Source organism: Macrococcoides caseolyticum, assembly GCF_002902665.1.
GTDB lineage: Bacteria > Bacillota > Bacilli > Staphylococcales > Staphylococcaceae > Macrococcoides > Macrococcoides caseolyticum.
The window spans coordinates 1-26349 of the sequence record NZ_PPRM01000033.1 but is presented as its reverse complement, the minus strand read 5'-3'; the positions used below and the strand labels follow the sequence as shown (position 1 = coordinate 26349).

Sequence of the window (26349 nt, the reverse complement as noted above, 5' to 3'; positions counted from 1 at the left end):
CATTTATATTAAGTACCTTATTATTATTTATTATACTAAAATATATTAACTAAGGAGTCTTATCATGAAAAATAAAAAATTTTTGACGATGGTATTTGCAACTTCTTTCTTTATCGTTCCTGCACAAGCATTTGCTGATACATCCGTAACTTCCAAAATTGATTCAATTAAGCCACAGATCGAATCAAGTAAAAACGAAATTAAGGATAGTGTTAAGACAATAACCGAGGAAGCTAATGCAAAAAAAGAAGAGATTCAAAACCTAAGAGATAATGCAGAAAATGTGCGCGATACAATAACTGAGGAAGCTAACACAAAAAAAGAAGAGATTCAAACCTTAAGAGATGACTCAGCAAAAGTACGTGATGCCATTTCAACTCAACTTCAGGAAGTTAAATCATCAGAAAGTGCAGCAAACTTTAACGAAGCACCTAAAAATAGTACCACAGTGCCTTTAGACGATGCCCAAAAGAGCACTGCTGAGAAACAACACATCAATACAAATAATATTGCACCTGAAATAGACGGGAAAGCAATCTCTCTTTCTGATAAATGGTTGAATAAAGAAAATATCGATACACTATTAAAATTAGAAACCTTAAAGTATAAACAGGAAATCAGCGAATTAGAATATAAAACCAAAGTACTTGAAATACTTAATGAGACATTAAGCAACTATCTGAATCAGACAGATCGCTTACATTTTAACTTTGATGACCTACTGGCACATGATTTTAACATAGATGAGCTTACTCAGAAATATCAATCAAGATTGAATGATCTCTCAGCTTTAAAAGATGCCGGCCAATTTACACAGCATGAATATAACGGAAAAGTTTTCGACCTCCTTCACAACCATCTTCAGGAAGGAAATCAAAAACTCGCTACGCTCAATAATAAACTTGGAAATAATGATATTAAGGACTCGCTTGCTAATGGATTTGTCGACAATTTATCAGCTCCTGTAAAAGCAGAACCTATGAGCATGACATCAAGTACAAACACGCTACCTGAATCAGGCGAAGCAGCTAGTAAACCATTGATGGCTGCTGCAGTTGTTGTACTCATTGTTGGTGCATTGATACTATATCGTTCACGCAAAAGAAAATAGCTCAAATAATAAAACACATCATTAGATTGATGTGTTTTATTACTGTAAAAAAAGAAAAGCATTTTTACGAGAAACTTTTACTATGACAATCTCACTATTACGTTTTCTCACTTTATTAATCACTTCAAAATTAATTTACAACCCATTTAATTGCAATAAAAAAAATAGAACCGATTATCCGGTTCTACTTCACAAAATGATACATCAATATTCCTGCACAAACGGCAACGTTCAAACTTTCAGCTCTACCATAAATGGGTATATATAAATTTTCATCTGTAGCAGATAGTATTTCAGGGTTCACACCTTGTCCTTCATTTCCTAATACAATCATAAAATTATCACTTGGTATCACTTCTTTATAATCACGTGCCTCTTCTAAGCTCGTACCATAGATTGTACCGTTAAACTTCGAGCTTACTTCATCAAAATCCATCTCAATGACCGGTATATGAAACACACTACCTTGAGATGCACGCAGAACTTTGTCGTTATAAATATCAACAGTCCCTTTTGCTATAATGACGGCGTCCAATCCTGCTGCATCAGCTGTACGAATAATGGTTCCAACGTTCCCAGGATCCTGAATACGGTCTAAATAAATAACACGGTTCAGTTCAGTGTCTTTCCCATCCTTCATATTGCATACGGCGTATATTCCTTGAGGCGCTTCTGTCTGAGATAACTTCTCAGCAACTTTGAAAGTGATTTCATACTGTTGTTTGCTCCCTGCAACCATAGCTTCTGTCAATCTATCCGGATTAACAGTAAGGATCATTTCAATATCAATATTACTGTTCACCGCCTCTTCAACGAGATGTTCTCCTTCAATTATAAACTGCTGCATTTTCTTTCTATCTTTCCTGTTATGCAGTTTAGCTATCTGTTTGATCTTCTGGTTTTGTATCGATTCAATTATTTCCATTATTGTCCCTCTTCCTTTATCAATGAGAATCCTGGTCTCATTTCTGCTAATGATTCCATCACCTCAACCCACCGGTCGCCGGCAACTTTAAATGTTGTTTCAAATAGATGACGCTGTGCTGCGTTTAACGTATCTATCAGCTGTATCCCTTGTTCAGTAGGATAGAGTTCTTTCAGACGTTTATCCTGGGGTGATGGTTGTTCAGTAATCAGCGATTTTTCTTTTAATACTTTCAGTGTACTTTGTGAACCTTGCTTAGAAATCTCAAGTACTGTCAGCAATTCTTTAACGGTGATACCTGGTTTTTTACATATAAAAAACAGAAATCGATGATGCTGTCTTAACATGCCATGCTGTTCAATAATTTCATCTGCTGCTCCAATAAACGTCTTATATGCAAAGTAAAATAACATATGTTCATAGTCTTTATCCTGATACATTGTCTCTATCCCTTCAACGTATTACTTATATTATACAGAGAAAAAATAAGATTACAACAAATAGGTCAATTTAGTTGACTTAATGTTATTTTAACTATATATTTAAATTGTTAATCACGAAAGGATGAGAGATATGAAACAAAGAATCGGTCAATACTTAATCGATGCACTTCATGTTAACGGTGTCGATAAAATTTTTGGGGTACCGGGAGATTTTACTTTAGCGTTCCTTGACGATATCATTCGTCATGATAATGTAGAGTGGGTAGGCAATACAAATGAACTCAATGCAGCCTATGCTGCTGACGGCTATGCGAGAGTTAACGGACTTGCAGCAGTAAGTACAACATTTGGCGTAGGAGAACTAAGTGCAGTAAACGGGATTGCTGGAAGTTATGCTGAACGTGTGCCTGTCATAAAAATTTCGGGCGGTCCTTCATCTGTCGCTCAACAAGAGGGTCGCTACGTCCACCATTCACTTGGTGAAGGTATTTTCGATTCCTATTCAAAAATGTATGCACATATCACTGCGACGACAACAATACTTTCTGTAGACAATGCAGTGGATGAAATTGACCGCGTGATTCATTGCGCACTCAAAGAAAAGCGTCCTGTGCACATCCACCTACCGATAGATGTTGCTTTGACAGAAATTGAAATTCCCCATGCACCTAAAGTGTATACACATGAATCACAAAATGTCGATGCATATATCCAGGCAGTAGAGAAGAAACTCATGTCTGCAAAACAACCTGTAATTATAGCGGGACATGAGATCAACAGCTTTAAACTACATGAACAGCTAGAGCAGTTCGTAAATCAAACGAATATACCTGTTGCACAGCTTTCTCTTGGCAAATCTGCATTTAATGAAGAAAATGAACATTACCTAGGGATTTATGACGGTAAGATCGCTAAAGAAAACGTGCGTGAGTATGTGGATAATGCAGATGTCATCTTAAATATAGGTGCAAAACTGACAGATTCTGCAACAGCAGGTTTCTCATACAAATTCGATACTAATAATATTATCTATATTAACCATAATGACTTTAAAGCTGAGGATGTTATAAGCGATAATGTCTCGCTGATTGATCTTGTAAACGGACTGAATAGTATCGACTACAAGAATGAAACACACTACCCATCATATCAACGTTCGGATATGAAATATGAGTTGAACGACGCACCCTTAACACAAAGCAACTACTTCAAAATGATGAATGCATTCTTAGAAAAAGATGATATTTTACTTGCAGAGCAAGGCACATCATTCTTTGGTGCTTATGATCTATCTTTATATAAAGGGAATCAATTTATCGGCCAGCCGTTATGGGGATCAATCGGCTATACATTCCCATCTCTATTAGGATCTCAGCTTGCTGATATGCATAGACGTAATATTCTGCTTATCGGTGACGGTTCATTGCAATTAACTGTTCAGGCACTATCTACAATGATCAGAAAAGACATTAAGCCGATTATCTTCGTAATCAATAACGATGGCTATACTGTTGAACGTCTGATACATGGTATGGAAGAACCATACAATGACATCCAGATGTGGAACTACAAACAGTTACCAGAAGTATTTGGTGGTAAAGATACGGTTAAGGTCCACGATGCGAAGACTTCAAATGAATTAAAGACAGTTATGGATAGCGTGAAAGCAGACAAAGACCATATGCACTTTATCGAAGTACATATGGCTGTAGAAGATGCTCCGAAGAAATTAATCGATATCGCAAAAGCTTTCTCTGATGCGAACAAATAATATATTTATTGTAGCCAGGACACGTTACGTTGCTCCTGGCTCTTTTATATCTTTTATAGTAAATGATATTTCATAATAATTTGAATTTTTGATATAATTATTAGGAAATATCATTTAGGAGTGATCTCATTAATACTGAAATTATTATTTTAATTCTTGGTTTGCTACTTTTTACTGCAGTCATGACCACAACATTATCCAGTAAACTCGGACTTCCCTCATTAATCGTCTTTCTCGCTGTAGGTATGGCACTGAATTCATTCATTATGTTTGATAATGCTTTCCTCGCACAACTTATTGGAACAATCGCCCTTGTCATCATTTTGTTTGATGGTGGTATTCAAACAACTAAATTAACGGTGAAAAATGCAATCTCTTATGCATCTATACTAGCAACCATCGGTGTTCTCATTACAAGTTTCATTGTAGGTGTAGCAACAGTCTTTATATTAGATCTATCCTGGAAACAGGGGCTGTTATTTGGAGCCATTGTCGGATCTACGGATGCTGCCGCTGTATTCAGTATTCTTGGTAACAAGCAAATTAAACAGAAGATTAAAAGCATACTTGAGGTTGAATCTGGAACAAATGACCCTATGGCCTTATTTTTAACCGTTACGATGATCAATCTACTAACAATGCCAGATGCATCATTGCTAACAAGTGCACTACTATTTGTATGGCAAATGATAGGTGGCGCATTACTTGGCCTGCTCATCGGATATATTACAGTGAAACTCATAAACTTTGTAGAGCTTGAAGCGACTGGACTCTATCCTATCCTTGCACTTACTTTAGCCTTTCTTACATACGGACTATCTTCTCCACTGAAAGTCAGTGGACTCCTTGCTGTATATGTCTTTGCATTATATTTAGGTAACCATCCGCTCAGCTATCGTGCAAATATCATCAGATTCGGCGAAAGTTTTGCATGGATGGCTCAGATGACAATGTTTATACTATTAGGATTACTTGTATTCCCTAGTCACCTGCCAGGCATAATGATTCAAGGATTACTCATCGCAATCGTCCTGATGTTTGTGGCAAGGCCTATAAGTGTCTGGCTGACGCTCTTCTGGACGGATCTCTCGAAGAAAGAACTTACCTTTATCTCATGGGCAGGATTACGGGGTGCAGTACCAATTATTCTTGCAACATATGCACTGTTAGCAGAAGTTGAAAATTCAGAAATTATCTTTAACGTCGTCTTCTTTGTCGTATTACTAAGCGCATTACTACAAGGTATGACGCTTGTCCCTCTTGCGAATAAACTCGGACTTAATAAAGGAGAGGCACATACAAGTCCTTACCACTTTGATATGGTTGCAAGTGAAGTTACAGAAGTTGATATACGTGAATACCTTGTAAAGTCAGGATCACCCTGGGCAAATAAAAAAATACATGAACTTGGTCTACCGAGACAATCCAATATTAATGCGGTTGTGAGAAACGACAAGTTATACGTGCCTGATGGTAATTTTGAGATACAGACAAACGACATATTATATATCATCGCAAGTAAGAAACTGCATCTGAACATTCAGAAAGAACTTGCAAAATTAAAAGCGAAAAAAGAACGCCCTGTCAAATAGACAAGGCGTTTTATTATTGCTTCACCACTTTAAAGATGACAAATGACGGACGATGATTAATTTTTTCGATATCAACATGACTCATATGCTCATGGGAAAGTTCAGTATTACCTGTTTCAACGATACGCTCAAGTTTAAAACCTGTATCAAGCAACGTATTCAACAACTCTTCCATTGTTCTGTGATATTTTATTACGTCCTGCTGCAACCATCTTGTACTACGCATACCACTTTCGAAGTAATGATCTAGCTTATAATGATCATACATATCAGGCACATGTGACCACAAATCATCTGAACGCGTTGCAGTTGCTACAGGATGCTCACATGAGAAAATAAACACCCCATCTCGCTTCAAATGATTATAAACCTTTTGAACAGCACCTTTATAATCTTCGATATAGTGAAATGCAAGGGATGAAACGATAACATCATAATCCGCGACAGAATCAAATTCCATAAAATCATTATTTAAGAAAGTAACATGCTGATCCTGTATATTTTCCTTTGCTTTCTGTATCATGTTGCTAGAAATATCGATGCCCGTGATCTGAATCGGCGACTGCTCAAGCATATACTGGACGAGCTGTCCCATTCCACAACCGATATCGAGTATTGTCTTATTATACAGATTCGGCAGGAGTTCTTTGATCCTCGGTACTTCTATCATTTCGTTATAACTCGTTGGATTTAATCTGACTTCTTTATAACGATTAAAGAAGTCGTCGTTATCGTATATATTATGCATATTGAATCTCCTCTTAGTGTAAGGAATACAGTACGTTTCGTAGATGACGTACTTTAAGATAGTTCGGCATTTACAACGTAAATCTCACAGTCTCCACGCTTTAGGTGGCGTACTTCTTAATAGTTCGTCACCTGCAACATAATTCACAATGCATCAATGCTCTATGTGGCGTACTTCAACATAGTCCGACACATACAACATCATTTACTCCGTCCACCTCATTCTAGATGTCGTACTTAAACATAGTTCGACACATACATCTCGAATCTCACGCTCTCAACGCTTTAGGTGGCGTACTTTCCAGTAATTCGCCATCTATATAACATTTCCTAAATCTCCTGCTTAATAATTCGTTCCACAGTTTCATCATCAAGACTCTCTACAACTTTCTTAAGCAATTTCACTGCATCATTGTAATCTTCACGGTGCATCATCGAAACATTACTATGGATATAACGTGTTGGCACAGATATTGTAATCGCTGGCACACCGTTATTACTCACTGCAACGTGTCCTGCGTCCGTATATCCTCCTGTAAGATGATCGATTTGATATTTAATACCATTCTCCTCTGCCACCTGTTCAACATATCGTCTAAAGGATACATGTCCGATATTCCAGGCGTCTGATAACAAAATTACAGGGCCTTCTCCCATCTTAGTTTGCCCGGCGTTCTCCATACCCGGTGTCTTTGAACATATACATACATCAATAGCTATTGCCAGGCTCGGACGTATCTTATTTGCTGCAGTGATTGCACCACGAGATAATGTCTCTTCCTGCGTTACAGCGCCTACATATAAAGTAACATGATTATCAACTGCTTTAATGACTTCGTATGCTGCAGCACATCCAAAGCGGTTATCAAATGCTTTCGCAAGTAAATAGTTCGGGTTTGCCATTACTTCAAACTCTGAATATGGGGTGATTGGATCGCCAACACGTACACCTGCATCCAATGTCTCTTTACGGTTATCTGTACCGATATCGATAAACATCGCATCTGGATCAACTTTGTTACGTTCTGCTTGTGGTAAGACATGCGGTGGTTTACTACCGATGACACCTCGCACTTCCCCTTGTTGCGTTAAAATCGTAACCTTCTGACTTGTCATTACAGTTCCAGACCAGCTGCCTAAATTCGTAAATTTAATAAATCCATCTTCAGTAATTTCTGTTACCATGAAGCCAATTTCATCTAAATGGCCCAGTAACATTATTGAATGGTTTGAAGCCATCTTTTTAACCCCAAATATACCTCCTGTATTATCCTGCACCGTTTCTATACTTTCTTCATTAAATAGTTCCTGCATCAGCTTTGTCATCGGCAGTTCAAATCCAGCTGGTGCATTACAGTCGGTCATTTGTTTAAGTAGTGCTAATTGCTTGTCCATAAATACATCTCCCGTTCCACAGTAAACTTATATTTTATGTCATTATAGGATATTATTACATATATTGTTCTAAAAATATACCCATCGCTGTTCCGATATAATTCCCAATAATATACCCTAGCGTACCCACAACAAGTATCGGTCCAATTAATTTATGCCATCCTTTAGCAATCGCTAATGCTGCAGCAGTCGTCGGCCCCCCTATATTTGCATTGCTTGCCAATAATATTTCCTCTAAATCTGCACCTATTAACTTACCGCCAATTAGACTTATAACGAGATTCAGCATCGCAATAATAAACACAAATAATAATAGCAATGGTGCTGTCTGAATAATTAAAGGAATTGAAGCTGGAATGCCTAATACGAAGAAGAAGAGATAAATAAGAAATGTTCCAAATTCATTACTTCCATTTAATTGTTTAAAGAAATTAGGGAAAGATAATAACAAAACAAATGTAAACGTCGTTAAGATGAGATACTTATCTGTCACAATCCCTGTAAACATTTCATATAGTATATTCCCTCCAGCTTCCGGTAATATATTCGTCATAAATGCTGATAGTTTAAATGATACAGCTACAATAAAGAAAGCTGCACCGAAATTTAATGCAAGATCGAGCAACGAAATTTCTTTACGACTGAAATAATCTCTCTGTCCTTCAATATGCACCCCTTCTACCTCATCAATATGTGGTGTACTATACTTCTTTCTAAAGAATTGTACTGTAGGAATTGCCATTAAAGTCAAGATAAATATCGCTGTCATTAAATTATCTGCAACTACTGCAGCTGATATTACGTCTTTAGGTGGATTAAACTTTAATGCCATCGCTGCAAAGTTCACACCACCCCCAATATAGCTCGCACTCATCATCGCACTCAGTTTATCCAAATAAGGAATATGCTCCTTTAATAAAAAGAATGCCACAAAAGTTCCAGCTACCGTTCCTACTGAACTTAATAAAAATATACCCAGCAATCGGCCACTTTCTTTCCATATTGCCTTAATATCAATTTGAAATAACAATAATGGTAAAGCTAACGGAATAACAAATCCCCATACTTGATCATAAACAACGGACTCTGTTGGAATAACTTTAAAATTTGATAGTAACAGTGCAAAAATTAAGGCGATAATAGCCCCTGAAACTTTTGCAGCCCATTTATATTTTAGCTCGAGATATATACTTAGACTGCTGAATATTACGATGATTGCCCATAACGTCATTACATCATCTGCTGCAAAAAGTGTTTTCATTGTTAACCTCCACAATAAATATTATACTTCTAATTTATCAGAATATTCTATATTATTGAAGAGGTAATCATTTATTATAAACGTTTCGCAAACTTTTCTTTATGTTCAGCAGGTAAAGCATCAACTTTTAATGCTTTTTCAATCAAAGCTTTGTTCTTCTTATCACCGTATACTAATTCATTAAACTCATGTAATGTAAATCCTATTTCATCTTTTTTCACAAGCTCTAACTGACTATCAGGTACTACCATACCTTCATCAAGTACTCTAAAGTAACACCCTGTTGCTCGACTTGCAGCCATCATCTTTACAATATTCGGTACATTATGAACCTGTGCAATCGTATTACATGGTCCACGTCCTTCAGTCACTTGAATAAGTGCCTCTCCAAGTTTAAACGTATCGCCAATACAAATCGTATCTTTATCTAGTCCAACAGTCGTAATATTCTCACCGAACAAACTAAATTCTGTATCTATATCCATGTAATCTGACCATAAATCATAATCATTATAATCATATAAACAGACCGCTTTATTTACACCACCATGACCTTTATAGACATGTTGATCTCCGACAAATCCCGTAACAGTGAGTCGTACTGCATTCTCAATAGGATATTTATAATAAGCAGTTTTCTTCTCTTTACCGTTTACATCAATCTTTTCTATACCACCGATACAAATTCTTTTCACTTCATACTGCATGTCCTCACCTCTTCAATTGTGTTATTTCAAGTGTATTATTATCGATTAAATAAGTAAATTAAAAATCAGCTACTCAAATGAGTAGCTGTTGATATAAATTTAATTTCTTTTTACTGAACACGGTATAATTAAAAAGATCAAAGTAATGCGCAAGCTTTAGTTCAATAATAAATCAACATAAAACCGAAACATAATAATATCTTTATGTTTCGGTTTCTATCGTTAACTATCTTTTTTTCTTACGTTTCTTATATGACACAACGCGTGACTTCTTCTGCTGACGATATTCCGGCATTTCGATAACTTTATGTCCACCGATACGCCATAACCTTACTTCTGTGTACATCGTCTTTAACAACTTCGTTAAGTTCTCTGTCGGTACTATAGAGATCATCTGTCTTGCACCAAGATCTGCGACAAATTCAAATGCTGTTTCAAAGCTATCTGTCACACGAAATGTCTCTATAATTTCGTTGAACAGTGCTTCTACTTGCTGCGGATAAATATGTTCACCTTTCATATTGTGCTTCAATTCTGTCTTTAAGTCTTCTTTTAATTTATTATTCTCTACATGTGAGTTCTGTACATATTTATAGATTTGCTGAGCGTTCACTGGTGTATAGTATTCCATATTACTGAACATTACATCTAAATCCATCTGCTGATGTGAATATATTTCATGTTTCACCCAGTTGCCTTTAATATTCAGTACGAGATTTGGAAAGTAGGTCGTTATGTCCTGCTTGATGTCATCAGTCGAAATATCCTTGCCATATACTTTCTTATACACTTGCTGCATAAAATCCAGACGTACAAATCCGTATAGGTTCATCATTCCACGGTAAAACTTAATCTTCTCGATTTCCGGATTAATTATGCCTGATGCTTTCAATTTTTTAAAATGTTCAAGCACATCTTTCGGTACGAAGAGGATCTCATTAAAATCATGACTGAACGCAAAGATTTCTCTCGTTGCCCCTTTCGTATACGTGAAATTGTCATAGCCGAACTGCAATGCATTCTCAATATTCAGTTGCAGCTCAAAGTCCATATACTTCATCATCTTCTGAATCATCGTGAAGTCTTTAAAGAATGCCTGATGAATCGTGTTAATATTTGAATTTTTATCTGATTTTTCTTCTAACTGATAAAAGCGTACAATCCCGATGATATCTTCATCACTTAATGTTTGTAAATGTGTCTTCAAATCTTTGTTCGACCAGTTATCAATCATCGTATGAATTTTTGTTTCAATTTCAAGCTGTGATTGATATTGTTCGAGATTGGCTTTTAGCATATCACTTTCATATGCAGTTTCTTCATCAGTCGGTGTTTCAATTCATTCATGTTCACTATTTAAGTGCAGTTCATTATAATAGTTGATCAGTTCATTTGGAATTTCAAAGATTTTACCCCTACTTGCTTCAATCAGTCCTGCTTCAACTAAGTTAGGTAATACATATTCCGTCTGTATATTATCTTTATTGATACGGTTGCCGTTTGCGGCGAGCAATGTTAAATAGAGGTGCTCTGTTTCATTTAAATTTAGAATCACTTGGTGAATTATTGATTTAGTAATTGTCATATATTGCTCCTATGTATAAAAAGGCTGAACTGCTTCAGCCTTTAATATTAATGATGTTGCGATCAAATTGTATGCCATACGTTTCTTCAAATAATTGTAGCGCTTGAGTACTGAATGCAAATACTTGCGTAAAAGTTCTTTCGCTTAATACATCAACATGTACGTTTCTGTACTTTTCCTGTACCAATGCGTCATTCATCTGGTCGATTGCGTAATAAAATCCACCTTGCTCAAATCGTTCGATAAGTTCATGCTTATTGATTTCATCTGTACTTATATAGAGATGGGCTTCATTAAATTCAGGTAGGGATTCAAACCATGATATCCCTTTTCTGCAGTTCACAACGTCACCAATAATAATCATTGCCGGATGTGTAACCTCTTCTTCCTGAACTTTCTGGATAATATTTGTTAAATCTCCTGTAACCGTCTTCTGGAAGCCATAACTTGCATGTCCAATTACTGCTATTTTTAGATGAGCTTCATTTTTAGATAGTACTTCTACGATTTCAGGTAATGCTTTCATCCCCATATACAGTGCAAGTGTTCCACCTTTCGCGAGTGCTTCAAAATCAATTTCTCTGACGCTGTCTTTTTGCAGATGACCCGTTGAAAACGTAACATGCGGTGAATATGCACGGTCCGTCAGTGGGAAGCCTGAATAGAGCGCTGCAGCTGATGCGCTTGTAATCCCTGGAACAATCTCGTATGGCGTATGGTCGTCCAGACTTTCTACTTCTTCAGTCAGGCGACCGAATATACCTGGGTCCCCACCTTTTAGACGGACAATAGTCTTATACTGCTGCACACAATGATTAATGATTGTATTGATTTCATCCTGCTTCTTATATTTTACGTCAGGATTCTTACCAACGTATATCAGTTTGCAGTCGCGCTTGCTGAGCTGCAGTAATATTGGATTTACAAGACGATCATATATAATCACATCTGCCTGCTCGATTTTACGTATTGCCTTATAAGTAACAAGACCAGGATCACCTGGTCCTGCACCGATAAAGTAAACTTTACCTAGATCCATATATAAAGTACACCATCTTCAACTTCTATTTTATAAGTTTCAACACAGCCGTCAGCTTCATCAGGTGCCTGCACCTGGCCATCATTTAAATCAATCTTTCTGTCATGCAGCGGACAGAATACGTAATGTTCACTTACCGTACCTTCTGTTAAAGGACCATTTTTATGAGGGCAACGATTTCCGATTGCTTTAATCTCTCCAGATTCTAATAAGAAAATACCGATTTCTTCATCTTTAACAAATGCTTTCTTACCGATTTGAGGTTCTAGTTCAGATACATTGAATAATTTGATTTTTTCCATGACTATACGCGCTCCACTTCATACATTTTTCGTTTCTCTTCGTCTGATGCAATCGCTTTCCACGGCTCTTCCTGACGTGCTTTATTAGCATCCATTAAACGTTCAAATAATTCTTTTTGTTTCGCTTCATCAAGTAATACATCTTTCACCTGGTCGAATCCTAAACGCTCCATCCATGGTGCAGTACGTTCACCATAGATACCTGTTTCTCGGTAGTATTGCATCATCGCACCACATAATTGAATCACATCGTCTTCAGTTGCTACAGTTGTAAGTAATGTTGCTGCTTTAACTTCCGTACCACCGTTACCGCCAACAAAGATCTGGAAGCCATTCTCAACGCCGATAACACCGAAATCTTTCACACCAGATTCTACACAGCTACGCGGACAACCTGATACCCCGATTTTAAATTTATGAGGTGTATCGATATATTCAAAGGTTGATTCAAGACGAATTGCAAGTTGTGTCGTTAACTGTGTACCAAATCGACAGAATTCTTTACCGACACATGATTTAACAGAACGTAGTTTTTTACCGTAAGCAGATGCTGAACGCATGCCTAGATCTTCCCACACTTGAGGTAATTCTTCTTTTTTAATACCATATAAACCGATACGCTGTGCACCAGTGATCTTCACTAACGGTACATCATATTTCTTCGCAACTTCACCTAATTTAATTAACTGATCAGGATTTGTTACCCCACCCTGCATCTGTGGAATGACAGAGAAAGTACCATCATTTTGAATGTTCGCATGGAAACGTTCATTTGCATAACGTGAATCTTTTTCATCTTCGTGCTCATGTGGCCAGCACATATTCAAGTAATAGTTGACTGCCGGACGACATTTTGGACATCCACCTAAGTTTTTAAATCCTAATACGTGACGTACTTCTTTAGACGTTTTTAAACCTTTTGCACGAATTTGCGTTACAATCTGGTCACGTGAAAGATCAGTACATCCACAAATTCCAGTTGGTCCGCCCGCTTCAAATTTATCACCTAATGTATGAACGAGTAAATCAGCGATTTGTCCTTTACATTTACCACATGATCCACCAGCTTTAGTATGTGCTGTAACTTCAGCTACGGTCGTTAATCCTTTTTCGTGTACTGCTTTTACAATCTGTCCTTTAGAAATACCGTTACATCCACAAATCGTTTCATCGTCTGCCATTGTTTCAACACTGATTGCATCAACTTCACCAGCTTTGTGTAATAAAGATACTAATGTGAATTCCTCAATGGCTTCTTCTTTTTTCATCATATTGTAGAAACGGTTACCTTCTTCAGTATCTCCGTAAAGTACAGCCCCAACAACTTTCCCTTCTTCTACGAACACTTTTTTATAGACGTTATCTAAACCGTTAAATACTTCAATACCGCGTGTCTTTTCACCTTCGTAAATCTTACCGGCAGAAAATAGATCACAGCCAGATACTTTAAGTGACGTAAATGTAGTTGATCCGTGATATCCATCTGTTGGATTGCCTGTGATATGGTCTGCTAATACCTTACCTTGTTCGTAAAGTGGTGCTACTAAACCATAAACCTTTGAGTTATGTTCAGCACATTCACCAACCGCGTATACATCCGGATCACTTGTCTGCATAAAATCATTAACAACAATACCACGACCGATTTCAAGTTCAGCAGCTCGTGCTTGTTTTGTTACCGGACGAATACCAACAGCCATTACAACTAAATCTGTTTCAATCACTGAACCATCACTCAAACGAATCGCTTCAACACGGTCTTTACCGATAATTTCCTGTGTGTTGCCTTGTAGTTTAAACTTCATACCTTGTTTCTCTAAATCAGCTTTTAACATTTCTCCTGCTTTACGATCTAACTGCATTTCCATTAACCATTCACCTAAATGTACAACAGTAACATCCATGCCCTGGTCTAATAATCCGCGTGCACATTCTAATCCAAGCAACCCACCACCGATGACCACAGCTTTTTTGTAATGACGCGCTTGTTCAATGATGTATTCTGTATCTTTAATCGTTCTCCAGCCGATAACACCTTCAAGTTTCACACCATCAATCGGTAACATGAAAGCAGTTGATCCTGTAGCAATGATGAGTTTATCATATGAAACTGTAATGCCTTTTTTCGTTGTTACTGTCTTATTTGCTCTGTCGATTGTTTCAGCTTTATCATCATTGATCAATGTGATGCCATGTTCTTTATACCATTCATAATCATTTAGAATCGTTTCCTGAATATCCATCTTCTTCTGTAAAATATTTGATAGCATAATACGGTTATAATTCGGATATGGTTCTTCACCGATAACTGTTATTTCAAAAAGATCTGGATTGCGCTCTAAAATCTCTTCGATCGTACGAATTCCTGCCATACCATTACCAATCATCACTAATTTTTGTTTCATTTTTTTCTCCTCTTCAATTCAATCGTTTATTTTAATAAATCTTTAATTTTCTGTTTGAGTACTTTACTTTTTTCCGGGCTTGCACCATCGCTTGAAATCATAATTCGCATATCATTATGTCTAAAAGAGGCTACATTAAAGAAATTCGAGTTGCTTTTATTCGAACAATCATTAACAAGCTGATTATCATGCACACATTCCATGACCTGCATATTAACAAATTCATCATTTGTTGCAATAAACACGAGGTCATATTGACTGATATCCTGTTTTGCAAATGGGTGCTGAATACATTCAACATCCTTCGCCTTTATTTCAGCATCTATCTCTGGTGCCAGGACAGTAATATATGCTCCTTCACCTTGTAAACCGTTTACTTTGCGTTTTGCAATTCTGCCACCGCCTACAATAAGAATCTTTTTACCTTCTAAGTTAAGCATGACTGGATACATGTGCATCCTCCTCAAGTTCATTGAGCTTATTTAATACGCCTTGCGCCATATTAAAATCTAAATCCAATGTTTCAGTAAAAGATATATCGTATCCCGCCTCAACGAAAGGCTGACTCAGTCCTTTAACCTTACGCACGAGATGACCATCGAATAAGAAATATGGCATAATGATAATCTTCTTGGTCTTATCCATAGACTTCAGCTTTTCTTCAAAGCTTAATTCCCCATACAACATTGCCGGTACTAAATTTTGTTCTGACGTCTGCTGCATCGTATTTACCATCGCAATAAGACGTTCGTCTGGTTCAGCGAATCGCTTATTACCATGTGCTGTAATCAGTATTATTTCATCATCAAATTCTGAAATGATGCGCTCACACACCTTGTACACGCTCGGTTCATCACCGAAACAATCTGCTATACGATAAGTTATATGAGGATAGTCCTTCAACACTTCATCAAGCTGTGCCGGAATATCTTCTCTCGCATGCATTGCTGGAAATAGGAGCATCGGCATCACTAAAAATTCTGTAACACCTGCATCTACCATACGGCGTGTAATAATTGGTACATTCTCGTCATCTTTTTCGAGAAAAGCTAACTCCTGTACTGTTTCAGGTCGCTTTGATATTATATTATCTACAAATTCTCTAAAAAGTTGATTTTTATCAGGCATCTTTGATCCATGCGCAATATATATGATTCCTTTCATGGATGAACCCCCTCTATATAAGATACATTTACATTATAGCTTATTCAGTTGTGAATATGTTCACATAAACAAATGAATAGGGATTTCCCTATATAATTTATTTTGCAAGAAAAAACAAAAAAACCGTTCCATGATGAAATATCATCATGGAACGGTTTCAAATACTATTATTTTAAAGCTGCTTTCGCTTGGTTTACTAACTCAGCAAATGCTTTTTCGTCAGAGATAGCAATCTCTGATAACATTTTACGGTTAACATCGATGCCAGCAACTTTTAATCCGTTCATTAAACGGCTGTAGCTGATATCATGTTGACGCGCTGCTGCATTGATACGCGCGATCCATAATTTACGGAATTCACGTTTCTTTTGACGACGGTCACGATATGCATATTGACCTGACTTCATTACTTGTTGTTTTGCTACTTTATATAATGTATGTTTAGAACCAAAGTAACCTTTAGCTAATTTAATCGTTTTTTTACGACGGGCGCGTGTTACTGTTCCACCTTTAACTCGTGGCATTATAATTCCTCCTTAAAATTCCTATTATTATTTTACGTACGTTAACATTTGTGCTACGCGTTTTTGGTCACCTTTAGAAACTAAAGATGCTTTACGTAATCCACGTTTTTGTTTTGTTGATTTGTTAGCGAATAAATGTGAAGTGTAAGCTCTTGAACGTTTTAATTTCCCTGAACCAGTTCTTTTAACACGTTTTGCTCCACCACGGTGAGTTTTCATTTTAGGCATGTTTTTATCCTCCTAGTTTTGTTTTTTATCGACGATAGGCGCTAACATCAAGAACATTGAGCGTCCATCCATCTTTGGTTTTTGTTCAACAGTCGCAAGATCTTTGCATTCTTCTGCAAATTTCTCTAATACGCGTTGACCGAATTCTTTGTGCGTAATAGCACGTCCACGGAAACGAATAGATACTTTAACTTTATCTTCTTTCTCTAAGAATTTACGTGCATTCTTAAGTTTCGTATTAAAGTCATGATCTTCGATTGTAGGACTTAAACGAATTTCTTTAACTGTAACGACTTTTTGCTTTTTGCGTGCTTCTTTTTCTTTCTTCTGCTGTTCAAACTTAAACTTACCGTAATCCATAATTTTGGCAACGGGTGGTTTAGCGTTTGGCGCAACAAGAACAACATCAAGATTAACGCGTTCAGCAATTTCAATTGCTTCAAACTTAGTTTTAACACCAAGTTGTTCACCATCATGTCCAATTAAACGTAATTCTTTCGCGCGAATTCTGTCATTGATTTGAGTTTGATCTTTAGCTATGGTTGACACCTCCTATATGATTTACGAAGACAAACAAAAAAGCGAATGCATTATGCACCCGCTAAAAAATAGACATGTCTAACCATGTTATTTAACCCTGTAACTGCTATTGCGTCTTCAGGGCGAGAAGCGGGATGCTTCTACTTGTCCGTTTCGTATTCAACAGACTTAATAATAACAGGGTTATGCATCAATGTCAACATCTATTTTTTCATATTCACTCATATCTGTATCTTGTGATAGATCAACTTTATCTAATGGAATCTTCTTTGTTTTATATCTTAATTTATGATAGAAGAAAAATGCTAAGAAAATAGGGATTCCCATATATGTAATCATAAAGCCATTCATGTCAAAGTTTCCATTTAAAATTAAATCCGTATCTTGACCGACAATTACAAAGAGGCATAGTATGAATGCAAAGATTGGACCGAATGGGAACCACATCGCTTTATACTTCAATACCGATAAATCTTTGTTCTGTGCATAAAATGCACGGCGGAATCGATAGTGACTAATTGCGATACCGAGCCAGGCGATAAAGCCAGTTAATCCACTTGCTGCAACGATATATTCATATGCACCACTCGCCACGCGTTCAACTAAGAAGATAATCAGCACAACTATGAAAGTCGCTAATAAACTCGGAATCGGAACACCTTTCTGATTGGTTTCAGAAAATTTACGAGATGCTAATCCATCTTTACCCATTGCGTATAACATACGTGTTGAGGCATACATACCACTGTTACCTGCCGAGAGAATCGACGTTAAGATAACAGCATTCATAAATGATGCTGCAAATGCAAGTCCAGCATTTTCAAACACTAATGTGAATGGTGACTTCGCAACACTATCGCCACCCATTAAGTTTGGATTTGTATATGGAATAATTAAACCGATCACTAAAATAGATAGTACATAGAAAATTAATATTCTCCAGAATACTTGTTTGATTGCTTTCGGGATCGTCTTTTCTGGTTCTTCTGACTCGCCTGCAGTAATCCCTACAAGCTCTGTCCCTTGAAAACTAAATCCTGCAACTAAGAATACACCAAGTATCGTTAAGAAACTTCCAGTTAATCCATGACCTAGAAACGGTGCATCACCAGCTGTAAAGTTTTTAAACCCTAAATATTCTCCACCGAGAATCCCGAAGATTGTCAGTAGACCGATTGCTAAAAATAATATAACTGTTGCAACTTTAACAATCGCGAACCAATACTCACTTTCACCATATACGCGCACTGATAATGTGTTCAAAAATAATATAATCGCTAAGAACACCAAACTCCATGCCCAGCCGGGTAAGAAATCCATGGGTTCCCAGTATTTAATAACACTCGCCGCAATACTTACGTCAGCAGCAACAGTGATCACCCAGTTAAACCAATAGTTCCAGCCTAATGCAAATCCAAGTGACGGATCAACAAATCGTGTTGCATAAGTTGAGAAACTTCCTGAAATCGGAAGATATGTTGCCATTTCTCCAAGCGATGTCATTAAGAAGAACACCATAATTCCGATAATTGTAAATGCAAGTAGCGCACCCCCTGGCCCAGCATCACGAATAGCCCCTCCACTGGTCATAAATAATCCTGTACCAATACATCCACCGATGGCAATCATAGAGATATGACGCTGCTTCAACTTTCTTTGTACTTGATTTGTACTTTCTGACAAAGTAATAACTTCCCTTCTATAAATAAAAATGGATGCACACAATTGTATGCATCCATAAATGATTCTTCTTACCATTTAGTAGCGCATCACAATATGTGTGACAGTCTGTTACCTATTCAGTAACAGCCCAGAATTTAAGCTCATACACTTATCTTCTTCGGCATCGTTTCCTTTCTACTGGTTTCAATTACGTGTATGACGTATCCATCAGTATACTCTTAAACAATGCGACCTCTACCTCAACGAGGAATATTAAGTTAATGATAAATATACATTACTTATCATAATTTTTCAAGCTTATTTTTTTAGACGAATCTCATCTACAATAGACCAGATGAAATCATCACGATCGATTGTCTTAGATTCTTTTTTACCGTATTGACGGACGTTCACTTCGTTATTCTCAATTTCTTTATCTCCTACAACAACCTGATAAGGAACTTTATGCATCTGAGCTTCTCGAATCTTGTATCCCATCTTTTCTTCGCGGTCATCGATATGACAACGGACACCTTGTGATTTTAGTTCATCATAAAGCTTACGTGCGTAGTCATAGTGAACCTCATTTGAAACCGGAATAATCTCAAGTTGATTTGGTGCTAACCACAACGGATAGGCTCCTTTATACTCTTCAGTCAGGAAAGCAACGAAGCGTTCCATGGTAGAGATTACACCACGGTGAATTACGACTGGACGATGCTTCTCACCATCACTACCGATATATTCCAGATCAAATCGTTCTGGTAGTAAGAAATCCAGCTGCACAGTTGAAAGTGTCTCCTCTTTACCTAAAGCTGTTTTAACCTGAACATCTAATTTAGGACCATAGAATGCGGCTTCTCCTGGTGCCTCCTCATAATCCAGTCCCATTTCATCTACCGCTTCTTTAAGCATCAATTGTGCACGTTCCCACATTTCATCATCCTGGAAGTACTTTTCAGTATCTTCTGGATCACGATAACTTAGACGGAACTTATATTCCTTGAATTTAAAGTCTTTATACACATCGATAACAAGTTGAACGACGCGAATAAACTCTTCTTTAATCTGATCAGGACGAACAAATATATGCGCATCATTCAATGTCATACCACGTACACGCTGTAACCCGCTTACTGCCCCACTCGCTTCGTAACGATGCATCATACCAAGCTCTGCGATACGAATTGGTAATTCACGATATGAATGTGGTTTATTCTTATATACCATCATATGGTGTGGACAGTTCATCGGGCGCAGTACAAGCGCTTCGTTCTCCATTTCCATCGGAGGGAACATATCTTCTTGATAATGATCCCAGTGACCACTTGTCTTATATAGATCAACCGATCCCATAATAGGTGTATACACATGATCATAACCAAGTGCAACTTCTTTATCCACGATATAACGCTCTAATTCACGACGAATTGTTGCGCCGTTTGGTAACCATAAAGGCAACCCGGCACCTACAAGCTGACTTGTAGTAAATAGCTCTAGCTCTTTACCGATTTTACGATGATCGCGTTCTTTACGTTCTTCAAGAATCTTCAGATGTTCTTTCAGCGCTTTTTTATCGAAGAAAGCAGTACCATAAATACGTTGCAGCATCTTGTTATCTGCATCACCTCTCCAATACGCACCAGCCGTTGATAATAATTTGAACTCCTTAATTTTAGCTGTTGAAGGTACATGCACACCACGACAAAGATCTGTAAACTCTCCTTGCGAATAGATAGTCACATGCTCGTCTTCAGGGATTGCATCAATTAGCTCCATCTTGTATGGATCATCAGCGAAAATCTTCTTCGCTTCTTCACGACTGACAACACGGCGTTCAATCTTGATATTCTCTCCGACAATTTGTCGCATCGTCTTTTCAATTTCAGGTAGGTCTTCACTAGAAATCTTATGCTCTGTATCAATGTCATAATAGAAACCTTCTTCGATAACAGGACCAACACCAAAGTGCACATCCCCATACATACGTTTTAATGCCTGTGCCATTAAATGAGCAGTTGAATGTCGTAGTACTTCTATACCTTCTGGTGACTCAGGCGTAATAATTTCAATATCCCCATCAGTTTCAAGCGCTGTAGATAAATCTACCATCTGACCATTGAACTTGCCGGCCAAAGCTTTCTTTCTCAAACCAGGACTGATTGAACCTGCAATATCTTCAGTTGTAACGCCACTTTCAAAACTCTTCACATTACCATCTGGAAACTTAATTTGAATTTCACTCATTGTATACGCCTCGCTTCTTTATTTTTCAACAAAAAAAGACCCCCTCCCAAAAGGGACGAAGTCTATTCGCGGTACCACCCTAATTACTGATTGCTCAGCAACTCTACATAAGATAACGGTCTTGAGCCGGATAGCGATTAACTACCATAAACATAAGGGAGTAACAAATGATCTTAAATACTGATTCTCACCACCATCAGCTCTCTATAAATTAAGGAATCATCGTCTTATCCTTATGATGTTATTCATATAGACGAACATTTTTGTTGTTTGTTACCTAATATTATACACATATCGTCGATATTTTCAAATTTTATTTTTCGCGTCTATAGTTTTTCCCGGATAACATATAAGCATCACTTAATGTCTCGATGCGCTCCATAATACGCATTGCTTTCGTCTGTTCAGCACCTTGCTTTGTCATTGATAAATGATGGGATAATTCTTTGAAATCGAAATTTGAACTAAAGAATGTCGGCATCTTGTTCATCATACGGTGGTTAAGAATAGGCCCAAGTACTTCATCACGTACCCATGGCGTCAAATCTTCAGCGCCGATATCATCCAGCATAAGTACAGGTGTATTTTTCACACGGTTAAGCCGTTCGTTATATGTACCATCACTGAAACCATTTTTAAGTTCCCGAATAAACTCAGGAAAATACAGGAGCGTCGTATGAATATAGCGTTCTTTCAGTTCGTTGGCAATCGCACCTAGTATAAATGACTTACCCGTGCCGAAAGGACCGTGAATATACATCCCTTTCGTATCATTACCCTTTGCGATCTCGCGACAAATGCTGTTTGCCTGACGCACGATATCGATACGCGCCTTATCATCTAAATGTATCTGTGCAAGCTTTGCATTTAATACGTCCTTCGGCATGTGGATTGCTGTAATAAACTGTTTCATCTTCTGAGCTTCATCATGAGCGAGTTTAGACGGACAAGGGAGATGCTTAATCTTAATTTTATTGTTTTCAACATACAGTTCAGGCGTATGTCCTGGTACAAAGTTCTTACACTTACTGTAAGATTCGCACGCATGGCACATCTTTGAAGAATCTTTATATTCTTGTAATACAGATAAATCATTATCAATCATCTTATCTGTTATATGATTTTCTTTAATAAACTGCTTAATATCAGGTTCTTTAATCGTTTCTTCTTTTATTGCCTCAATACGTTTAAATATATCACTGTTCGTATGTAGTATCGAACCCATATGTTTCATCATTTATCCTCCTCCCATGATTGATTTAATTCTTCTAATAACTTCTGTCTTTCCTTTTCCAGATCAATATTATCTGTATCCTCTTTAACTGCTGGCTGTTGTTCTTCAAGCAGCCATTTCGGCGTCAGTTCTCTTTGTACCGTATTATTCTTTTTATAATTTTTTACTTTTTTATTCAATTGCGTCTGCTTTTTCTGTTCAAATGATTTCACATACTTGTAGGCTGCTTCACTGTTTGATAACTTCTGTTTCTTCCAGTTTGAAGCAATCTCTTCGATATAACTCTGGGGCAGTTTCATATCATTTGTAAACATGACATACTGCAATAATATATTCATTACACCAAATGGCAGTTGCTCGCGTTCTAGTATCGATTCAATCATTCGCTTTTGTTTAATTGTCGGTTCAGACTTACTAAATGAAGTAAGCATATCTATCGGACTTGTCGTGTCCATCAGTTCAAACCAGGTCAGTTTCGTTTCTGGCGTGTCATCCCTTACCTGTTGCGGTGTTAACTGCGGTAACTGCCCGTCATGTTCAATCTGATAGAAGTCACGGGCATTCTTACGTAAATCTTCATGTGAAATTTGCTGGTCACTCGTTAATGATTTCAAAATGATGCCACGCATATCATGTGCTGCGATATCGTACAATGTCGCTAGCTGGACGATTAGATTACGCGTCGCTTTCGGCAGTTGACTTTTTGTGATTAAATTCTGCGCCAGCAGCATTTCCAGTAGATCAAAATCAAACGTGTGCTGGTGAACGGGTATACCGAAAGATTCATGCTGCTTTACCAGATATTCATTTCCTTCAAAAATAGCCTTTTCCGGAGATTTCGGTGTACCAAATACATCCATATACTTACTTGACACATCTTGGTACCCATCTAGATTTAACGTTTCATTACAGAACCTGGACTTTAGCTGTTGATACCTCGGCTTACCTACTTGCTGGAACAAGAATACAGAAAGCATCGGATCATTAAAGAACTGAGATGGCATGACGGGTGCAATGAGTTTATAGACAAACTTCTGATTATCTTCAATACGCATATATGTTTTCAGTAGTCCAATTGCTTCTAAACGCTTACGTATTACTTCAAAGTGCGCTAAGTTCATCTTTAGTTCACTTAAAATAACATAATGATTGATGACGTCACTTGTCTGATCATAACCTGTGAGAAACTGACGCATAAACTGATAGACGCCAATACATTCAACTCCGATAAGGGGTGTATATAATGTAGTTAGTACATCTTCAGTAACTTGTGTTGCAACATAGTTGCTGATAACGATAAACTCATCAGTTCCATTCAATTCAGTAAAATAACGCTCCATCTTTGCACCTACTTTTTATTCTTTTCATTGAGTATATCACTCATCGTACGGAGCAACTGATCGACGTCTTTAAATTCTTTGTAGACCGAGGCAAAGCGTACGTAAGACACTTGATCCAGCTGCATCAGGTGCTCCATTACAATTTCACCGATATCAACAGATGAAATCTCAGACTGACCTTTTTCTCTTAATGTATTCTCCACTGCATCCGTAATCTGTTCGAGAGATTCGTACGGAACAGGACGTTTTTCACATGCACGCACAAGACCATGTACAATTTTATCACGATTAAAGGCTTGTCTTGTTCCATCTTTTTTCACGACAATCAAAGGCTGCAGTTCTACCCGTTCAAACGTTGTGAAACGTGTACCACACTGTTCGCATTCACGACGTCTTCTGATTGCATTCATATCATCTGCATGTCTTGAATCAACGACCTTCGATTGATTAAAGCTGCATTTTGGACATTTCAAGACACTCACCTCATTTATATTTATCTCTCAATTATACATTATCATGTTTATTTACTAAACATTTAAGTTTACACTTACTACAATCGGATAATCTACTAATAATCCAAAGAAAGGAGCGAACAAATGAGACCACATTATATTCATCTGCAAAAACGCGAAGAAGGAAACCCTGTAAATAAGCTGAGAGAAAGTTTTAACCGCAGAAATGAAACGATTCTTTACCATAAAGATCCAGTCGGCATAGTATTTATCGGAGATTCTATTACAGATTACTGGGACCTTGATAGTTATTTCACGTTACAAAATGATAAACGTATTATTAACCGCGGTATCGGTAATGATCGTTCACAGTGGGTACGTGAACGTTTTGCTGCAGATGCCATCCAGCTGAAACCTGACTGGATTGTATTATCCATAGGTATTAATAACACAAAAGAACTAGATGATGACCCAGCTGAATCCAACCAGATACACATCAAGATCCGTATTTTAGAAGATATTGAAGCGATGATTATCATGGCTAAAGACAAGAATATTAATATTGCTGTAGCAACACTCACTTCAACGAATCGTCCACAGCTCGATGGATTTATTACACGTTCTAAACTTGTTCAGACAATCAACCTGGAAATAGCTCAGCTGTGCATAAAACACGATGCACAATTTATTGATTACTATACAGTGATGACTGAAACTAAAGAAGATATCGACTACTTACGCAATGAACTTACTGATGACGGCCTCCACCCTCACGTACTCGGTTATGACAGGATGGCGGACACGCTCGTCAATACTTTGCCATATCCAATTCAATTAAAAAATTAATAAAAAGGAGAAATAGGCATCATACCTGTTTCTCCTTAATTTAATAACTTAAGCCCAATTGTGCATGCTAAAATAATGGCAATACATAAAATTCTAAGCGGGTGCTTTGACTCATTGTAAAAGATAATGCCGAGCAATGTACCGCCCACAGCCCCAATACCCGTCCATATCGCATACGCTGTACTCATCGTTATCCCTGCTAAAGATAAGGACAGGAAGTAAAGACTGATTGCAAACGTAATAACCAGCAATACAATATAAAGACGCTTACCAGACTTACTGTACATATTCATCCATAATACACCGAGCATCTCACATAAGCCTGCAACGACAAGAAATATCCAGTACATCATACGCTCTCCTCCTCAGTAGCAAACTTTAACCCAACAACGCCTATGATAAGCATTGTAATCAGGACTACTTTAGGCCAGCCAAGCGGCACTTCATATACCGCCACATCAACGATCGTTACAAGCGTTGCCCCAAGTCCGACGAATATCGCGTAAGCTGTTCCTACGGGTAGATACTTTGTTGAATTAAGCAATAAATAAAAACTGAACGTCACACTTACTAAAGTAAGCATCCATTCAAACGCACTGTCGGCATGTGCAAGTCCTATCACCCAACCTGTCTCAAACAGTGCTGCAAGTATTAATTTTATCCAGTTCATAAATACCTCCTTGATTCAATACTTACATAACATAACATAAAACGCCGTCCATTTAAATTGGACGGCGTTACAGACTGAAGACAAACTCACAATTCTAAAAGTGAGTTTGTCTTTTTTCTTCGAAAAATATTGTTATTTTAAAGAAATTAGCAAAATATC

General features: G+C 37.4%; 27 protein-coding genes, 1 riboswitch and 2 other annotated features. Of the genes, 4 read left to right on the top strand and 23 right to left on the bottom strand.

The features are described from left to right. The first annotated feature begins 64 nt into the window (after positions 1 to 64). A complete protein-coding gene (locus CD152_RS06165; protein ID WP_086038921.1) occupies positions 65 to 1111 on the top strand; it encodes an LPXTG cell wall anchor domain-containing protein in 1047 nt (348 codons plus the stop codon). Positions 1112 to 1295: 184 nt separating this feature from the next. On the opposite strand, the gene CD152_RS06160 is transcribed toward CD152_RS06165, so the two are convergent. Then, positions 1296 to 2036: a TrmH family RNA methyltransferase gene (locus CD152_RS06160; RefSeq protein ID WP_103214514.1), complete on the bottom strand. Its 741-nt coding sequence runs from the start codon at positions 2034 to 2036 to the stop codon at positions 1296 to 1298. Then, positions 2036 to 2476: a MarR family winged helix-turn-helix transcriptional regulator gene (locus tag CD152_RS06155; RefSeq protein ID WP_103214513.1), complete on the bottom strand. Its 441-nt coding sequence runs from the start codon at positions 2474 to 2476 to the stop codon at positions 2036 to 2038. The genes CD152_RS06160 and CD152_RS06155 overlap by 1 nt, the downstream gene beginning before the upstream one ends. Before the next feature lie 133 nt (positions 2477 to 2609). Between CD152_RS06155 and CD152_RS06150 the strand changes: the two genes are divergently transcribed. Then, on the top strand, positions 2610 to 4250 hold the full coding sequence (locus CD152_RS06150; RefSeq protein WP_101044498.1) for an alpha-keto acid decarboxylase family protein: 1641 nt from the start codon (positions 2610 to 2612) through the stop codon (positions 4248 to 4250). A gap of 107 nt (positions 4251 to 4357) precedes the next feature. Continuing rightward, positions 4358 to 5842 (top strand): potassium/proton antiporter, encoded by a 1485-nt coding sequence (locus CD152_RS06145; RefSeq protein WP_313956544.1) that lies wholly within the window; start codon positions 4358 to 4360, stop codon positions 5840 to 5842. A gap of 13 nt (positions 5843 to 5855) precedes the next feature. Here the strand turns inward: CD152_RS06145 and CD152_RS06140 are convergent, their stop codons facing one another. The 19 genes from CD152_RS06140 to nrdR form a co-directional block, all read right to left on the bottom strand. Beyond that, on the bottom strand, positions 5856 to 6590 hold the full coding sequence (locus tag CD152_RS06140) for a class I SAM-dependent methyltransferase (protein WP_101140235.1): 735 nt from the start codon (positions 6588 to 6590) through the stop codon (positions 5856 to 5858). A 329-nt stretch (positions 6591 to 6919) separates the two neighbouring features. Further along, entirely contained in the window at positions 6920 to 7984 is a 1065-nt protein-coding gene (locus tag CD152_RS06135) for a M42 family metallopeptidase (RefSeq protein WP_103214512.1), read from the bottom strand. A gap of 55 nt (positions 7985 to 8039) precedes the next feature. Next, positions 8040 to 9245, bottom strand: coding sequence for a DUF819 family protein (locus tag CD152_RS06130; protein WP_101140233.1), 1206 nt, complete (start codon positions 9243 to 9245; stop codon positions 8040 to 8042). A gap of 74 nt (positions 9246 to 9319) precedes the next feature. Further along, a complete protein-coding gene (locus tag CD152_RS06125) occupies positions 9320 to 9952 on the bottom strand; it encodes an MOSC domain-containing protein (protein ID WP_101140232.1) in 633 nt (210 codons plus the stop codon). A 226-nt stretch (positions 9953 to 10178) separates the two neighbouring features. Continuing rightward, positions 10179 to 11249, bottom strand: a complete 1071-nt coding sequence (locus tag CD152_RS06120; protein ID WP_103214511.1) for a hypothetical protein — start codon at positions 11247 to 11249, stop codon at positions 10179 to 10181. Positions 11250 to 11291: 42 nt separating this feature from the next. Continuing rightward, on the bottom strand, positions 11292 to 11537 hold the full coding sequence (locus CD152_RS06115) for a hypothetical protein (protein WP_101140230.1): 246 nt from the start codon (positions 11535 to 11537) through the stop codon (positions 11292 to 11294). A 34-nt stretch (positions 11538 to 11571) separates the two neighbouring features. Further along, on the bottom strand, positions 11572 to 12576 hold the full coding sequence (gene cobA, locus CD152_RS06110) for a uroporphyrinogen-III C-methyltransferase (RefSeq protein WP_101140229.1): 1005 nt from the start codon (positions 12574 to 12576) through the stop codon (positions 11572 to 11574). Continuing rightward, a complete protein-coding gene (locus CD152_RS06105) occupies positions 12567 to 12878 on the bottom strand; it encodes a nitrite reductase (NAD(P)H) small subunit (protein ID WP_101140228.1) in 312 nt (103 codons plus the stop codon). The genes cobA and CD152_RS06105 overlap by 10 nt, the downstream gene beginning before the upstream one ends. Positions 12879 to 12880: 2 nt before the next feature. Then, on the bottom strand, positions 12881 to 15283 hold the full coding sequence (gene nirB, locus CD152_RS06100; protein ID WP_101040043.1) for a nitrite reductase large subunit NirB: 2403 nt from the start codon (positions 15281 to 15283) through the stop codon (positions 12881 to 12883). Positions 15284 to 15309: 26 nt separating this feature from the next. Next, entirely contained in the window at positions 15310 to 15735 is a 426-nt protein-coding gene (locus CD152_RS06095) for a precorrin-2 dehydrogenase/sirohydrochlorin ferrochelatase family protein (protein ID WP_169926166.1), read from the bottom strand. Then, positions 15716 to 16447, bottom strand: coding sequence for a sirohydrochlorin chelatase (locus CD152_RS06090; protein ID WP_103214509.1), 732 nt, complete (start codon positions 16445 to 16447; stop codon positions 15716 to 15718). The genes CD152_RS06095 and CD152_RS06090 overlap by 20 nt, the downstream gene beginning before the upstream one ends. Before the next feature lie 167 nt (positions 16448 to 16614). Beyond that, complete coding sequence (gene rplT / locus CD152_RS06085; protein WP_012657248.1) at positions 16615 to 16971, bottom strand: 50S ribosomal protein L20; 357 nt, start codon at positions 16969 to 16971, stop codon at positions 16615 to 16617. A gap of 27 nt (positions 16972 to 16998) precedes the next feature. After that, complete coding sequence (rpmI, locus tag CD152_RS06080) at positions 16999 to 17199, bottom strand: 50S ribosomal protein L35 (protein WP_012657249.1); 201 nt, start codon at positions 17197 to 17199, stop codon at positions 16999 to 17001. A gap of 12 nt (positions 17200 to 17211) precedes the next feature. Further along, positions 17212 to 17748, bottom strand: coding sequence for a translation initiation factor IF-3 (gene infC / locus CD152_RS06075; RefSeq protein WP_012657250.1), 537 nt, complete (start codon positions 17746 to 17748; stop codon positions 17212 to 17214). An 18-nt stretch (positions 17749 to 17766) separates the two neighbouring features. Then, positions 17767 to 17891 (bottom strand) — a sequence feature (ribosomal protein L20 leader region). A gap of 31 nt (positions 17892 to 17922) precedes the next feature. Beyond that, the gene (locus tag CD152_RS06070; protein ID WP_231845606.1) at positions 17923 to 19368 is read right to left on the bottom strand and encodes an amino acid permease; all 1446 of its coding nucleotides are present in this window, start codon (positions 19366 to 19368) and stop codon (positions 17923 to 17925) included. 125 nt (positions 19369 to 19493) lie between these two features. Continuing rightward, positions 19494 to 19667: riboswitch (Lysine riboswitch) on the bottom strand. Positions 19668 to 19719: 52 nt separating this feature from the next. Beyond that, positions 19720 to 21648, bottom strand: coding sequence for a threonine--tRNA ligase (gene thrS / locus CD152_RS06065; RefSeq protein ID WP_086038933.1), 1929 nt, complete (start codon positions 21646 to 21648; stop codon positions 19720 to 19722). 48 nt (positions 21649 to 21696) lie between these two features. After that, positions 21697 to 21897 (bottom strand) — a binding site (T-box leader). 64 nt (positions 21898 to 21961) lie between these two features. After that, positions 21962 to 22882 (bottom strand): primosomal protein DnaI, encoded by a 921-nt coding sequence (gene dnaI / locus CD152_RS06060; protein ID WP_041636065.1) that lies wholly within the window; start codon positions 22880 to 22882, stop codon positions 21962 to 21964. Further along, a complete protein-coding gene (locus tag CD152_RS06055; RefSeq protein WP_012657254.1) occupies positions 22882 to 24222 on the bottom strand; it encodes a replication initiation and membrane attachment family protein in 1341 nt (446 codons plus the stop codon). Before CD152_RS06055 ends, dnaI begins: the two co-directional genes overlap by 1 nt. Before the next feature lie 8 nt (positions 24223 to 24230). Continuing rightward, a complete protein-coding gene (gene nrdR, locus CD152_RS06050; RefSeq protein ID WP_041636066.1) occupies positions 24231 to 24695 on the bottom strand; it encodes a transcriptional regulator NrdR in 465 nt (154 codons plus the stop codon). A gap of 123 nt (positions 24696 to 24818) precedes the next feature. Between nrdR and CD152_RS06045 the strand changes: the two genes are divergently transcribed. Beyond that, positions 24819 to 25520, top strand: coding sequence for an SGNH/GDSL hydrolase family protein (locus CD152_RS06045; protein WP_012657256.1), 702 nt, complete (start codon positions 24819 to 24821; stop codon positions 25518 to 25520). A 35-nt stretch (positions 25521 to 25555) separates the two neighbouring features. Here CD152_RS06045 and CD152_RS06040 read toward each other — a convergent pair whose 3' ends face one another. Then, positions 25556 to 25870: a DMT family transporter gene (locus CD152_RS06040; protein ID WP_101140324.1), complete on the bottom strand. Its 315-nt coding sequence runs from the start codon at positions 25868 to 25870 to the stop codon at positions 25556 to 25558. After that, the gene (locus CD152_RS06035) at positions 25870 to 26190 is read right to left on the bottom strand and encodes a DMT family transporter (protein ID WP_101140219.1); all 321 of its coding nucleotides are present in this window, start codon (positions 26188 to 26190) and stop codon (positions 25870 to 25872) included. Before CD152_RS06035 ends, CD152_RS06040 begins: the two co-directional genes overlap by 1 nt. Positions 26191 to 26349 lie beyond the last annotated feature (159 nt).

What these genes read in the sequence shown, in the direction of transcription:
- CD152_RS06165 (WP_086038921.1), top strand. Translation starts at nt 65, where the DNA reads ATGAAAAATAAAAAATTTTTGACGATGGTATTTGCAACTTCTTTCTTT.
- CD152_RS06160 (WP_103214514.1), bottom strand. Translation starts at nt 2,036, where the DNA reads ATGGAAATAATTGAATCGATACAAAACCAGAAGATCAAACAGATAGCT.
- CD152_RS06155 (WP_103214513.1), bottom strand. Translation starts at nt 2,476, where the DNA reads ATGTATCAGGATAAAGACTATGAACATATGTTATTTTACTTTGCATAT.
- CD152_RS06150 (WP_101044498.1), top strand. Translation starts at nt 2,610, where the DNA reads ATGAAACAAAGAATCGGTCAATACTTAATCGATGCACTTCATGTTAAC.
- CD152_RS06140 (WP_101140235.1), bottom strand. Translation starts at nt 6,590, where the DNA reads ATGCATAATATATACGATAACGACGACTTCTTTAATCGTTATAAAGAA.
- CD152_RS06135 (WP_103214512.1), bottom strand. Translation starts at nt 7,984, where the DNA reads ATGGACAAGCAATTAGCACTACTTAAACAAATGACCGACTGTAATGCA.
- CD152_RS06130 (WP_101140233.1), bottom strand. Translation starts at nt 9,245, where the DNA reads ATGAAAACACTTTTTGCAGCAGATGATGTAATGACGTTATGGGCAATC.
- CD152_RS06125 (WP_101140232.1), bottom strand. Translation starts at nt 9,952, where the DNA reads ATGCAGTATGAAGTGAAAAGAATTTGTATCGGTGGTATAGAAAAGATT.
- CD152_RS06120 (WP_103214511.1), bottom strand. Translation starts at nt 11,249, where the DNA reads ATGCTAAAAGCCAATCTCGAACAATATCAATCACAGCTTGAAATTGAA.
- CD152_RS06115 (WP_101140230.1), bottom strand. Translation starts at nt 11,537, where the DNA reads ATGACAATTACTAAATCAATAATTCACCAAGTGATTCTAAATTTAAAT.
- cobA (WP_101140229.1), bottom strand. Translation starts at nt 12,576, where the DNA reads ATGGATCTAGGTAAAGTTTACTTTATCGGTGCAGGACCAGGTGATCCT.
- CD152_RS06105 (WP_101140228.1), bottom strand. Translation starts at nt 12,878, where the DNA reads ATGGAAAAAATCAAATTATTCAATGTATCTGAACTAGAACCTCAAATC.
- nirB (WP_101040043.1), bottom strand. Translation starts at nt 15,283, where the DNA reads ATGAAACAAAAATTAGTGATGATTGGTAATGGTATGGCAGGAATTCGT.
- CD152_RS06095 (WP_169926166.1), bottom strand. Translation starts at nt 15,735, where the DNA reads ATGTATCCAGTCATGCTTAACTTAGAAGGTAAAAAGATTCTTATTGTA.
- CD152_RS06090 (WP_103214509.1), bottom strand. Translation starts at nt 16,447, where the DNA reads ATGAAAGGAATCATATATATTGCGCATGGATCAAAGATGCCTGATAAA.
- rplT (WP_012657248.1), bottom strand. Translation starts at nt 16,971, where the DNA reads ATGCCACGAGTTAAAGGTGGAACAGTAACACGCGCCCGTCGTAAAAAA.
- rpmI (WP_012657249.1), bottom strand. Translation starts at nt 17,199, where the DNA reads ATGCCTAAAATGAAAACTCACCGTGGTGGAGCAAAACGTGTTAAAAGA.
- CD152_RS06070 (WP_231845606.1), bottom strand. Translation starts at nt 19,368, where the DNA reads ATGATTGCCATCGGTGGATGTATTGGTACAGGATTATTTATGACCAGT.
- thrS (WP_086038933.1), bottom strand. Translation starts at nt 21,648, where the DNA reads ATGAGTGAAATTCAAATTAAGTTTCCAGATGGTAATGTGAAGAGTTTT.
- dnaI (WP_041636065.1), bottom strand. Translation starts at nt 22,882, where the DNA reads ATGAAACATATGGGTTCGATACTACATACGAACAGTGATATATTTAAA.
- CD152_RS06055 (WP_012657254.1), bottom strand. Translation starts at nt 24,222, where the DNA reads ATGGAGCGTTATTTTACTGAATTGAATGGAACTGATGAGTTTATCGTT.
- CD152_RS06045 (WP_012657256.1), top strand. Translation starts at nt 24,819, where the DNA reads ATGAGACCACATTATATTCATCTGCAAAAACGCGAAGAAGGAAACCCT.
- CD152_RS06040 (WP_101140324.1), bottom strand. Translation starts at nt 25,870, where the DNA reads ATGTACTGGATATTTCTTGTCGTTGCAGGCTTATGTGAGATGCTCGGT.
- CD152_RS06035 (WP_101140219.1), bottom strand. Translation starts at nt 26,190, where the DNA reads ATGAACTGGATAAAATTAATACTTGCAGCACTGTTTGAGACAGGTTGG.